This window comes from Thermomonas sp., from assembly GCF_029945965.1.
In the GTDB taxonomy this organism is placed as follows: Bacteria; Pseudomonadota; Gammaproteobacteria; order Xanthomonadales; family Xanthomonadaceae; genus Thermomonas.
In genome coordinates, this window is sequence record NZ_JAQSDO010000006.1 from 360382 (window position 1) to 372840 (window position 12459).

A 12459-nucleotide genomic window follows, 5' to 3' on the forward strand; every position below is an offset into this window, starting at 1 on the left:
AGCGGGGAACCAAACCCGAAAGATTCTAGCTGATGCTGGCCGTTCTATCGCCGGGCGTGTCCGCCGAGGATCCTCGACGCACCAGCATCAATTGGAACAGCACTGGCATTACCAGCAGTACCAGCGGCAATTGCACAAGCAGCCCGGACACGATGGCGACTGCAAGCGGTTGCTGCATCGCCGAGCCCTGGCCGATGGCAAACGCCAGCGGAAGCAGGGTCAGGATCGCGGCCAGCGTGGTCATCGCGATTGGCCGCATACGGTTGTTGCCGGCCGCGACCAGGGCTTCGATCGAGTGGCCGTCCTCGGCCACCAGGTCGCGGTATTCGGAAAAATAGAAGATCGCGACCTCGGTGACGATGCCCACGATCATGGTCATGCCCATCATCGCCGAAATGTTGAGTTCCAGCCCCGTCACCCATAGCCCGACGAACACCGCCGAGATCGCCAGCAGCGGCATCGCCATGATCGCCAGCGCTATCCGGAAGCTTTCGTACAGGAACAGCAGCAGCAGGAACACCAGCGCGATTGCCGCAGCGAACACGAGCATGAGCCCGCGGAACGCTATTTGCTGCTGCTGGTAAAGCCCACCCAGTTCGAAACGCATGCCGGCCGGCAGCATGCCCTTGGCGGAGATGCTCTTTTGCACGTCGGCGATCACCGAACCCATGTCGCGACCGCTGATCCGGCCGGTGACCGCGACCATGCGCTTGAGGTTCTCGCGGTCGATCTGCGGTTGTCCGCTGACGGCGTGGATCTCGGCCACGCGCTTGAGCGGGAACAGGTGGCCGTCGCCGGCGCGCAGCTGCAGTTCGCCCAGTTTCTTCTCCGAGGAGCGGATGCCTGCGGGCGTCCAGACCCGCACGCCGATCATCTTGATGTCGCCAAGCACCGAGGTGGTGACGTTGCCGCCGATCGCGGTGTCGAGCAGCCGGGTCACTTCATCGGGGGTGACGCCTTCCAGCGCGGCGCGGGCACGGTCGACGCGGATCTCCATGGCATCGCCCGCGGGCACGATGCCGTCATTGACGTCCACCACGCCGGGGATCGCGCGGATTGCAGCGGCAATCTTCCCGGCCGCGGCATCGAGCTGTTTCGGCTGGTCCGAATACAGCTTGACCTCGATCGGTTGCGGTACTGCTGTGAGATCGCCGATGACATCCTCGAGCAGCTGCAGCAGCTCGATATTGAGTCCGGGGATCTGTGCTTCGATCTTGCCGCGGATGTCGTTCATGACCTGGTCGATGGGCGGCCGCGAACCGTTTTTCAGGCGGATGAAGAAGTCGCCCTCGTTGGCCTCGGTGAGGCCGCCGCCGAGTTGCGCGCCGGTGCGGCGGGAATACGTCGAGACGCTGGGATTGTCGCGGATGATCTTCTCGACCTGGCGCAGCAGGCGGTCGGTCTCGGTCAGCGAGGTGCCGGGTGCCGAACGATAGTCGAGGATGAAGCCGCCTTCGTCCATCACCGGCATGAACCCGGAGCCGACGTTGGCATAGGCCAGCAGGCCCAGCGCCAGCAACGGTACCAGGCCGACCAGCAGCAGCAGGGGACGCACCACCAGCCGCGGCAGCAGCGCGCTGTAACGGGTATGCAGCCAGCGCATCATTCGACCGTCCGGCTTTTCGACCGCATCCTTCTCGCCGAGGAATTTGTCGGCCAGCAGTGGCACCGCCAGCCAGGTGATCAGGAACGACAGGATCAGGCTGGCCGCCATGGTCAGCGACAGCGCCTTGAAGAAGGCACCTGTGACGCCGGTGAGGAAGGCCAGCGGCAGGAAGATGATGATGGTCGAGGCCGACGAGCCGATCAGCGGCTGCGAGAACTCGCGCGCCGCGGCCATCACCCGGCCGTGGTGGTCGCCGCCGCTGCCGTGCAGGCGGCGCACGATGTGCTCGGTCATCACGATCGCGTCGTCGATGATCAGGCCGACCGCGGCCGCCATGCCGCCGAGCGTCATGATGTTGAAACTCATGTTCAGCGCCTGCAGCAGCACCACGGTCGCGGCCAGCGCGGCCGGCACCACCAGGATCGCGATCAGGGTGATCTTGCCGTTGCGCAGGAACAACCACAGCACCAATGCCGCCAGCAGCACGCCGATCAGGATCGCATCGCGCACGCTGGCCGCCGAGGCCACGACCAGTTCGCTCTGGTCGTACCAGCTGGCGAGCTTGACCCCGGCCGGCAACTGGTCCTGCGCCTGCTGCAGGCGCGCATGCACGTCCTTGGCCAGCTGCACGCTGTTGCTGCCGGGCTGCTGGTAGATGTTGACCAGTACCGCGTCGTGGCCATCAGCGGTGACCCGGATCCATTGCGGGGTCACGCCCTTGATCACGCGTGCGACATCTTCCAGCCGGACCAGCTTGCCGTTGTCACCGGTCTTGATCACGGTCTGGCGGATTTCGTCCAGATTCCGGAAACGGGTGTCGGCAACCGCCAGGTAGAGCTTGTAGTGGTCCTCCAGCCGGCCCACGGCCTGGACGACGTTGGACGCCGACAGTGCGTTGGACACGTCGGCCAGGCTGAGGTCGTAGACGGCCAGCTGGGCCGGGTTGACGATCGCCTGGAATTCCTCCTGCGCGCCGCCGACCACGTCCACGCGCGCCACGCCCGGGATGCCCGCAAGCAGTGGTCTCAGTGCGAATTGCGCCAGGTCGTGCAGTTGCGCCGGGCTGGCCTGGTCCGAGGTCAGGCTGTAGGCCATGATCGGGAATACCGTCGGATCCATCCGCCGGGTCTCGATGGTGGTGCCCTGCGGCAGTTGCGGCTGCAGCTGGGTCATCGCCTGCGCGATCTGCAGCGCGGCCTGGGGCATGTCGTGGCCCCAGTCGAAGTTGATCGAGACATCGGCGGTGCCGCGACTCACCTTGGAGCGGATGTTGAGCACCCCGGGGACGCGCTGGATAGCCTCCTCGACCGGGCGCATCACTTCCAGCTCCATCTGCTCGGCCGGCCGGTCGCCGGCGTCGACGCTGACCACCACGCGCGGGAAGTCCACGGACGGGAACAGGCTGACGGGCAGGTTCAGGGCGGCCATGCCGCCACCGATGACCAGCAATGCCAGGAAGAACAGGATCGAACGCCGGTGTGCCTGAAGCCAGTCGCTCATCGCGGTGCCCGCTGGCCGGATGTCAGTGTCATTACTGGCCGGCCTTTGCCGTCACGACGCGGACCGGCATGCCGTCGTTGAGTTCGTAGTTGCCGCTGACCACGACCGGGAGCGCAGGATCCAGCTTGCCGTCGACGCCGATCAGGTCGCCGGATTCGACGCGCACCTGCACGCTGATCCGCCTGGCGTGTCCGTTGGCCACCTGGAACAGGTAGGCGCCGTCGCTGTCGGTCAGTACCGCATCGCGCGGAAGCACGAATACCTCCGGCGAGCGCAGGGCGATATCCCCGCGCACCTTCAGCGCCGGCAGCATGGTCGGCGAGGCGGCATCGACCTGCACCGACACGTCTACCAGCTGGGTCTTGGCATCAATCACGCCGAAGACCTGCGTGATCTTCGCCGCGACCGATGTTCCGCTGAACACGGGAGACAATTGCACCGCCATGCCCGGTGCCAGCCGCTCGATGTCTTCGGGTTCGGCGCCCAGCAACGCATGTTCCGCGCCGGCTTCGGAGACCTGCAGCACCGTCGTCCCGGCCGCCACCCGGTCGCCCTGCTGCGCCGACAGGCTGGACACGATGCCGTCGCGCGAGGCCCGGACCTGCTGGGTGCCGGGCGCCGCGCCGAGTTTGCGCTGCACCTCCAGCGCGGCATCGGCATCGGCCAGCGCCTTGCGTGCAGTGGCCAGTTGCGATTGCGTCGCCAGCCGCTCGTTGGCCAGTTCCTGCGTACGCTTGAGTTCACCGCGTGCCAGTTCGAGCGTGGACTGGGCTTGGACGTAGGCGCCCGAGGCGCTGGGGTCGGTCTCCACATCCAGCAGGGCCTGCCCTTTCCGGACCGGTTCGCCGGCGCGCACCCGCAGCCGGGAGACCAGCACCGGCCGCGCGAAACTGATGTTCTCGACCGCGCCCGGATCCTGTACGACCACCCCGTACAGGGTCAGCGTTTCGTCGAGTATCTGCCTGCGTAGCGGCGTGGTCCGCACCTGGACGCTGCCATTGGCGGCATCGGGGGCCGCGTTGCCGTTGCTTCCGCTACTGCAGGCGGAAACCAGCAGGATCACAGCGCACAGGACCGGCCATTGTTTGTGCGTCATCGTGCTTGCTCCACTTTTGTCGGCGTCGTGGTCATTGGCGCTGCCGTCCCTGGTTCCGGATCGCCCGCTGCGGGCGTGTCTGTCGCATCTGCGGGCAGGGCGCTGCCGAGCAGGCCCTGCAGGCCAATTTCCTGCTCGCGCAGGGCCTGCTCGAGTTTCAGTACTTCCATCTGCGCCGACAGCAGTGCATCGCGCTGGTTGGCGTAGGTCAGGACGTCGATGCCGCCGGCGCTGTAGGCGGCCTGCGAATGCGCGGACAGGTCGTGCAGTCCGGCGACCGACGCCTGCGCTGCAGCCAGCTGTTCGCGCGCCAGTGCACGGTCGTCGAGGATGACCTCGATTTCCGCGGTGGCGGCGGCCAGCCGTGCCTGGTAATCGTCGTACAGGCGCTGGCGGGTGACCTTCTCGATCGCGATGTTGCCGCGGTTGCCGTTGAAGATCGGCAGCGACAGCGACAGCCCGAATCCGGTGGTGTAAATGCCGCTGGTATCGCGGGCGTGGTTGAAGCCGATCGACATCATCGGGAACTGTGCAACTACCGCTGCGCGATATTTCTCGTCCTGACTGCTGTAGCCCGCGGCGAGCGCGCGCAGGTCGGGGCGGATCTCCGGCAGCTGCTGGAGCAATGCGCGCACCCGGGTTGCATCGACGTGCAGCGGTGCGTCGTCACCAACCAGGCGCAGCTGTATGCCTGGATCCAGGCCGAGCAGATTGTTCAGGTCGTGGCGGTTTTTCGCCAGCGTGCGTTGCGTGTCGCGTTTTTTCTGCTCCACGCCCTGTAGCGCCGCATAATCGGTAGCGACGGCATCGACGGTGACGTTGCCGTCATCGAAGGCCCGGCGCAGCCGCGCCTGGCGGTCGACGAACAGGGCGCGTTGGTGTTCGAGCAGCGCCAGCAGGCGTTCGCCTTCGACGCTGCGCACGAACAGCAGCCGCGCCTGCGCGACGACCTGCCACTCCTGCCACAGCAGTTCCTGCTCGCCCCGGGTCTGTGCCGCGCGTGCGGAGGCGTGTTCGGCAGAGCGGCGCAGCAGCGCGTTGATGTCGTAGCTGAGGCCTAGCCCGAACGCATTGGTGTTGCTTCCGGCGATGTTGCCGGACGGATGGTCGGCGCTGAGCGAGAGCTGCGGGTCGGGTAGCAGTCCGGCGGCGAAGGCCTGCGCGCGCGCGATGCCGACGGCGTCGCGCGCGACCCGCAAGTCGGGATTGTTGGCGACCGCGAGCATCGCGGTCTCGGTCATGTCCAGGCCGTCGCCGGGATCGAAGCGATGCGTACGCAGGGCTGGCAGCGGCATCGCCTCGGGGCTGACCTGGATGGCGTCCACGCCGATGCGGTGCGAATGCGTGTCCAGCGGGTGCGGCACGTAGGCCGCACAGGCGGCGAGGCCCAGCGTCAGCAGGAGCGTGGCGGATTTCCGCAGGGAGATGATGCTTGGTGCAGGATGCATGGTCTGCTTGTCTGAGAGTCGCTGCACTCTAGCCGATGGTTTCTACGCCAAGTGTTAGCAAGCTGCGAAAACAAAAAACCCGCGATCGCTCGCGGGTTTTTCGTGGATCGGATGTTGCGGAAAATCAGACCTGCATCGCCTTGGCGACTTCGGCGGCGTAGTCCTCGACCACCTTCTCGATGCCTTCGCCCACCGCAAGGCGGGTGAACGACACCACGTCGGCGCCGGCAGCCTTCATCGCCTGCTCGACGGTCTGGTCGGTGTTCAGCACGTAGGGCTGGCCGTACAGGCTTACTTCGTTGACGATCTTGGCAAGCTTGCCGCCGATGATCTTCTCGAGGATTTCAGCTGGCTTGGCCTTGTCCTTTTCGGACATCTTGGCCAGCTCGATTTCCTTTTCCTTGGCCACGAAGTCGGCCGGCACGTCGGCCGCCTTGTTGTACGGCGGGTTCATCGCCGCCACGTGCATGGCCACGCCACGTGCCAGCTCGGCATCGCCACCGGCCAGGTCGACGACAACGCCGATCTTGCCGCTGTGGACATACGCAGCCACGTTGTTCTTGCTGTTGACGCTCACCATGCGACGCACCTGCACGTTCTCGCCGACCTTGGCGATCACGGCGGCGCGGGCTTCTTCGACGGTTGCGCCGGAGGGCAGGGTGACCGACTTGAGTGCCTCGACGTCGGCGACGCCGGACGCCAGCGCAGCAGCGGCGACGGCATTGGCGAAGTCCAGGAAGTTGTCGTCCTTGGCTACGAAATCGGTTTCGGAATTGACTTCGACCAGCACGGCCTTGCCGCTGTCCTGGGCCATCACGATGAGGCCTTCAGCGGTGACGCGGCTGGCCTTCTTGTCGGCCTTGGCCAGACCGGACTTGCGCAAGGCCTCGGCGGCGGCGTCGATGTCGCCAGCGGTTTCGCTGAGCGCCTTCTTGCACTCCATCATGCCGGCGCCAGTGCGCTCGCGCAGTTCCTTGACCTGGGATGCAGTGATATCTGCCATGGGTAACCTCAATCGGTGGATAGGGCGGGCCTTGGCCCGCCGAAAGGCATGCACGGAATTCCGCGCATGCGGATGTGGGGATGGCGCCGCGCAGCATGGCGCGACCGCATCACACGCCCATTACTCCCCGCTTGCGGGGAGTAAGAGACATTTGTTACTCGGCAGCAGGTGCGTCGGCGGCCGGTGCAGCTGCTTCAGCCTTGGCCGGCGCAGCTTCTTCAGTCTTGGTCGGTGCAGCTTCTTCAGCCTTGGTCGGGGCAGTCACTTCAGCCTTGGCCGGTGCAGCAACCTTCTTGGCCGGTGCGCGGCGGCCCGACTTCTTGTCGTCGCCTTCGGCGCCAGTGAAGTCTTCTTCGCGAACCGAGGCAGCGGACGGCATGGCGGCCTTGCCTTCCAGCACGGAATCGGCGGCGGCACCAGCGTACAGCTGCACGGCGCGGATGGCGTCGTCATTGCCGGGGATCGCGTAGTCGACCAGGTTGGGGTCGTAGTTGGTGTCGACCACCGCGATCACCGGGATGCCGAGCTTCTTGGCTTCCTTGATGGCGATGTCTTCATGGCCGATGTCGATCACGAACAGCGCGTCGGGCAAGCGGTTCATGTCCTTGATGCCGCCCAGGCTTGCTTCCAGCTTGTCGCGCTCGCGGCGCAGGCCCATCACTTCGTGCTTGACCAGCTTCTCGAAGGTACCGTCGGACTCGGCGGCTTCCAGTTCCTTCAGGCGCGACACCGACTTCTTGACGGTGGCGAAGTTGGTCAGCGTGCCGCCCAGCCAGCGCTGGGTCATGTACGGCATGCCGCAACGGGTCGCTTCTTCCTTGACCGCATCGCGTGCGCTGCGCTTGGTGCCGACGAACAGGATGATGCCGCGCTTCTGCGCCACGCCGCTGATGAAGTTCATCGCGTCGTTGAACAGCGGGACGGTCTTTTCGAGGTTGATGATGTGGATCTTGCCGCGGGCGCCGAAGATGTACGGGCCCATCTTGGGATTCCAGTAGCGGGTCTGGTGGCCGAAATGGACGCCGGCTTCCAGCATTTGACGCATCGTGATCTGAGGCATTGCTTGAACTCCAATGGTGGAACCCGCGCCGGGTTGGATGATGGCGCTGCAACTTGTCCGTGAGGCAGGCTGCGGGGTTCCGGGGTTGAGCCTCGTTGTCGTCACTGCGTCCGAACTCCTTGCGGAGCACCCCGGCGCAGGGGTTGTCGACAACTGTGGATTTGCCGATGGAGTGCCTAGGGCACTCCGAAAAAGTCTTTCGCTGCCCGGCATGGCGGCTGTAAAGCCCCGGAATTATGCCGTGAAACCGGGCCAGGGGCAATCAGGGATGGGGTGGCGAAGTGGGGCGGCGCTTTGGTCGGCGGCGCGGATCGGCAATAATGATCCGATGACAATCAATCTCAAGACCCCTGACGACCTCGAGAAGATGCGCGTGGCCGGCCGCCTGGCCGCCGAAGTACTGCAGGTGGTCGCCCCGCATGTGAAGCCGGGCGTCACCACCGAGGAGCTGGACCGCATCTGCTTTGAGCACATCGTGAACGTGCAGCAGGCGATCCCTGCGAATGTCGGCTACGGCGGCGGTCATGGTCGCATCCCGTTCCCGTACACCGTCTGCACCTCGGTCAACAACGTGATCTGCCACGGTATGCCAAGTCCGGGCAAGCTGCTCAAGGACGGCGACATCCTCAACATCGATGTCACCGTGATCAAGGACGGCTGGCACGGCGATACCAGCCGCATGTACTTCGTCGGCACCCCGTCGGTGATGGCCAAACGGCTGGTCGAGGTGACCCGCGAAGCAATGTTCCGCGGCATCCGCGCGGTGAAGCCGGGCGCGACCCTGGGCGATGTCGGCCACGCGATCCAGGAATATGCCGAATCCGAGCGCTTCAGCGTAGTCCGTGAGTACTGCGGCCACGGCATCGGCAAGGTCTATCACGACGAACCGCAGGTCCTGCATTACGGCCGCCCTGGCGATGGCGTACTGCTGCGCGAAGGCATGACCTTCACCATCGAGCCGATGATCAATGAAGGCAGCCGGCATACGCGGCTGTTGCCGGACAACTGGACGGTGGTCACCAAGGACCGCAAGTTGTCGGCGCAGTGGGAACACACCGTCGCGGTGACCGCCGACGGTGTGGAGATCCTGACCCGCCTGCCCGGCGACGACAACGACCCGTGACGCCTCCGTCTGCCGACGCGTTGCCGCTCGACGACAATGCATGGGCGCTGCAGGCGCGTGAGCAATTGACGCAGGCGGACGCGCTGCTCGCGCAGCGCTTCGACCGCAATGAAGATGTCGACACCCTGACCAGCCGCCGCGCGGCTGGCATCGATGCGCTGATCCGCGAAGCCTGGCGGCGCTGCATCCACCCGGATGCACAGATGAGCCTGTTCGCGGTCGGCGGCTACGGTCGCGGCGAGCTGTACCCCGGTTCTGACGTCGACCTGCAAGTGGTGGCCGAGGACGCGGTTGCGACGGCGCATGCCGAGTCGCTGGCGCGCTTGTTCGCGTTGCTGTGGGATGCCGGCCTGCCGCTGGGCCATGGCGTGCGCTCGTTGGCCCAGTGCACTCAATCGGCTGCAGATGACCTGACGGTAATGACCGCGCTGATGGAGGCGCGTGCGCTGGCAGCATCGGAGACGGACCGGGCAGAACTTGCCGATGCCATCGCGCCCGAACGCGTCTGGCCGCCGCGTGAATATTTCGATGCCAAGCGCGAGGAACTGCGCCAGCGCCATGCGCGCTTCGGCGATACCAGTGACAACCTGGAACCCAACCTCAAGGAAGGCCCGGGCGGGCTGCGCGACATCCAGACCCTGCGCTGGATGGCGATGCGCCTGTCCGGCACCCGCGACCTGGAATCGCTGGTCGCGCTGGGTCAATTGGGTGCCGACGAATACGAGACCGTGGTGCGCGCGCGCCGGGAGGTCTCGCGCCTGCGCTGGGGCCTGCACGTGGTGGCGCGCAAGCGTGAGGAGCGGTTGCGCTTCGATTACCAGAAGGCATTGGCCGAACGCCTCGGCTTCGTCGACATCGAGGGCAGCCTTGCGGTCGAGCAGATGATGCAGGGTTTCTACCGCGCCGCCGCGCTGATCTCGCGGATCAGCGAACGCCTGCTGCAGCGCTTCGAGGAAATCCTGGAAGGCGATGCCGAAGCAGTGCCGCTGTCGGAACACTTCGAGCTTCGCCACGGCTACCTCGCAGCCTGCGATGACGAGCGCGGCTGGCCACATGCTGCAATCGGCGAGGTGTTCGCGCTGTTCGCGAAATGGGCGGCCACGCCGCAGACGCGTGGCCTGCATTCGCGTACGGCACGCGCGCTGGCGGAGTCGCTGCCGCGCTTGCCCGCCTTCGACGCGGTTGGCATGCACGAGCGCCGCGCCTTCGTGGCGCTGCTGCGCGGCCCGATGCCGGTCGAGACCCTGAAGCGGTTGGCCCGGCTGGGCGTGCTTGGGCGCTGGATCCCGGCGTTTTCGCAGGTCACCGGGCGCATGCAGTTCGACCTGTTCCACGTCTACACGGTCGACCAGCACACCTTGATGGTGCTGCAAAACATGGGCCACTTCGCCAGCGGGCAGGCCGACGAGCGCTTCGCGATCGCGCATGAAGCGTGGCCACGCCTGCGCAAGCCGGAATTGCTGCTGCTCGCGGGCCTGTTCCACGACATCGCCAAGGGTCGCGGTGGCGATCATTCAAAACTCGGAGCAGTGGATGCGCGCGAATTTTGCGAGGCGCATGGCCTGAGCGAGGGCGAGACCGCCTTGGTTGCATGGCTGGTCGAGGAGCACCTGCTGATGTCGGTGACCGCGCAAAAGCAGGACATCGGCGATCCCGCGGTGATCCATCGTTTTGCAGTGCAGGTCGCTGATCGCGAACGCCTAGACATGCTGTACCTGCTGACTTGCGCGGATATCGCCGGCACCTCGCCGAAGTTGTGGAATGCATGGAAGGACCGCTTGCTGGCCGACCTGTACACAGCAACCCGGCTTGCGTTGCGGCGCGGCCTGGAGCATCCAGTGCGGGCGACGGAACGGATCGCGGAGAATCATGCCGCCACTAGTGCATTGCTGGATCAAGCTGGCCTGGGTCCACTGGAAATCGAGGACCTGTTTGATGAGCTGCCGCCCGAGTGCTTCCTGCGCGGGCGACCCGATGCGCTGGCGTGGCAGGCGCAGCAATTGCGCGAGCTGGCACCTGGCGACCTGCGCATCGCGGTGCGGCCGCTTGGCGCACAGGCCGGCGCGTTGGAAATTTTCGTGCGTTCGCCCGATCGCGATGGTCTGTTCGCGGCGATCGTCGCCACCCTGGACCGGCTCGGTCTTGCGATCCAGCAAGCGCGCCTGCTGGATGGCCCGCACGGAAGCGTGGTCGACAGCTTCGAAGTGATCCCGGCTGAGGGTCAGCGCCCGGTGCAGGCGGAGCAGGTCGATCAACGTCTGCGCAGCGCGCTGGAGACGACTGACCTGGACAGCATCCGTCCCGCACGGCGCACCCAGCCCCGCCACCTGCGTCATTTCCGGATCGTGCCGCAGGTTGAATTCGCTGATGCCGAGAACGGGCGTACCCTGCTCAGCCTTGTGTGCACCGACCGTCCAGGCCTGCTGGCGAATGTCAGCCGCGTGCTGCGCAGCTTGCGATTGCGCGTGCACGATGCGCGCATCGCCACCTTCGGCGCACGCGCCGAAGACATGTTCCAGATCAGCGACGAGCATGACCGCGCGTTGCAGGACGACCACCAACGCCAGGTATTGCGCGACGCGCTGCTGGCCGCACTTGACGGAGAACCAGAATGAGCACTGCCAAGCCCGCGTCCAAGGCCCCTGCCAAGGCTGTAAAGAAGGCGGTTTTGAAACGTCCCTTGTCGAAGCTGGCCGCCGCGTGCCTGGCCGAAGCCAAGGAACTTCGCTTCATCATCGACAGCGCCTGGGAACGGCGCGCGATGCTGACGCTGGAAGAGATCGAGGGTTCGACCCGACCGGCCGTGGATCGCGCGATCGCGGGCCTGGAAAATGGCTGGCTGCGCGTGGCCGAACCCGACGGCAATGGCGGCTGGCAGGTCAACGAATGGCTGAAAAAAGCGGTACTGCTGTACTTCCGCACCTCGGACATGGAATTGGTGGAAGGCTATCCGGCGCCATCCTGGGACAAGGTGCCAGCGCGCTTCGCGGACTTCGACGAAGCCGCGTTCCGCAAGCTCGGCGTGCGCGTGGTGCCGGGCGCGGTCGTGCGCAGTGGCAGCCACGTCGGTAGGGACGTGGTGCTGATGCCGAGCTTCGTTAATATCGGTGCGCATGTCGGCGAGGGCACGATGGTCGACACCTGGGCCACGGTTGGCAGCTGCGCGCAGATCGGCAAGCATTGCCACCTGTCCGGTGGGGCAGGAATCGGCGGCGTGCTTGAACCGTTGCAGGCCAGCCCGACGATTATCGAGGACCATTGCTTCATCGGTGCACGTTCGGAAGTGGTGGAAGGTTTCGTGGTCGGCCACCACAGCGTGATCGGCATGGGCGTGTTTCTCGGCCAGAGCACGCGTGTGTACAACCGCGCGACTGGCGAGGTCAGCTATGGTTCGGTGCCGCCTTACAGCGTGGTGGTGTCCGGGCAATTGCCGGCGAAGGACGGTTCGCATTCGCTGTACTGCGCGGTGATCGTCAAGCAGGTTGATGCGAAGACACGCAGCAAGACGTCGGTGAATGAATTGTTGCGTGGGTTGGCGGACTGACACGCGCAGCGTGGAGCGAGGCTGCCCGGCAGGCAACTTTCGCGACACGCCGTAAATACATCCATGTAGGCTCATCGGC

At 65.6% G+C, this 12459-nt stretch carries 8 protein-coding genes; 3 read left to right on the forward strand and 5 right to left on the reverse strand.

Translation table 11 applies throughout. The features are described 5' to 3' along the window. Positions 1–25 precede the first annotated feature (25 nt). From PSV05_RS02960 to rpsB, 5 genes are all read right to left on the reverse strand, one after another. A complete protein-coding gene (locus tag PSV05_RS02960) occupies positions 26–3106 on the reverse strand; it encodes an efflux RND transporter permease subunit (protein WP_300061188.1) in 3081 nt (1026 codons plus the stop codon). A 31-nt stretch (positions 3107–3137) separates the two neighbouring features. Beyond that, a complete protein-coding gene (locus tag PSV05_RS02965) occupies positions 3138–4202 on the reverse strand; it encodes an efflux RND transporter periplasmic adaptor subunit (protein WP_300061191.1) in 1065 nt (354 codons plus the stop codon). Next, a complete protein-coding gene (locus PSV05_RS02970) occupies positions 4199–5650 on the reverse strand; it encodes a TolC family protein (RefSeq protein WP_300061194.1) in 1452 nt (483 codons plus the stop codon). Before PSV05_RS02970 ends, PSV05_RS02965 begins: the two co-directional genes overlap by 4 nt. A gap of 124 nt (positions 5651–5774) precedes the next feature. After that, positions 5775–6653: a translation elongation factor Ts gene (tsf, locus tag PSV05_RS02975; RefSeq protein WP_300061197.1), complete on the reverse strand. Its 879-nt coding sequence runs from the start codon at positions 6651–6653 to the stop codon at positions 5775–5777. Positions 6654–6807: 154 nt separating this feature from the next. Continuing rightward, positions 6808–7713, reverse strand: a complete 906-nt coding sequence (rpsB, locus tag PSV05_RS02980) for a 30S ribosomal protein S2 (RefSeq protein WP_300061199.1) — start codon at positions 7711–7713, stop codon at positions 6808–6810. A 328-nt stretch (positions 7714–8041) separates the two neighbouring features. Here rpsB and map point away from each other — a divergent pair, with 328 nt between their 5' ends. Genes map through dapD form a run of 3 tightly spaced genes read left to right on the forward strand, consistent with a single transcriptional unit; the run spans position 8042 to position 12380 of the window. Then, complete coding sequence (map, locus tag PSV05_RS02985) at positions 8042–8836, forward strand: type I methionyl aminopeptidase (RefSeq protein ID WP_300061202.1); 795 nt, start codon at positions 8042–8044, stop codon at positions 8834–8836. After that, on the forward strand, positions 8833–11451 hold the full coding sequence (glnD, locus tag PSV05_RS02990; RefSeq protein WP_300061205.1) for a [protein-PII] uridylyltransferase: 2619 nt from the start codon (positions 8833–8835) through the stop codon (positions 11449–11451). The genes map and glnD overlap by 4 nt, the downstream gene beginning before the upstream one ends. After that, positions 11448–12380, forward strand: coding sequence for a 2,3,4,5-tetrahydropyridine-2,6-dicarboxylate N-succinyltransferase (gene dapD, locus PSV05_RS02995; protein WP_300061208.1), 933 nt, complete (start codon positions 11448–11450; stop codon positions 12378–12380). Before glnD ends, dapD begins: the two co-directional genes overlap by 4 nt. Positions 12381–12459: the final 79 nt, after the last annotated feature.

Bases quoted from the DNA above. Each gene is read 5' to 3' on its own strand.
- map (WP_300061202.1), top strand. From the start codon at position 8,042: ATGACAATCAATCTCAAGACCCCTGACGACCTCGAGAAGATGCGCGTG.
- PSV05_RS02960 (WP_300061188.1), bottom strand. From the start codon at position 3,106: ATGAGCGACTGGCTTCAGGCACACCGGCGTTCGATCCTGTTCTTCCTG.
- PSV05_RS02970 (WP_300061194.1), bottom strand. From the start codon at position 5,650: ATGCATCCTGCACCAAGCATCATCTCCCTGCGGAAATCCGCCACGCTC.
- rpsB (WP_300061199.1), bottom strand. From the start codon at position 7,713: ATGCCTCAGATCACGATGCGTCAAATGCTGGAAGCCGGCGTCCATTTC.
- dapD (WP_300061208.1), top strand. From the start codon at position 11,448: ATGAGCACTGCCAAGCCCGCGTCCAAGGCCCCTGCCAAGGCTGTAAAG.
- tsf (WP_300061197.1), bottom strand. From the start codon at position 6,653: ATGGCAGATATCACTGCATCCCAGGTCAAGGAACTGCGCGAGCGCACT.
- PSV05_RS02965 (WP_300061191.1), bottom strand. From the start codon at position 4,202: ATGACGCACAAACAATGGCCGGTCCTGTGCGCTGTGATCCTGCTGGTT.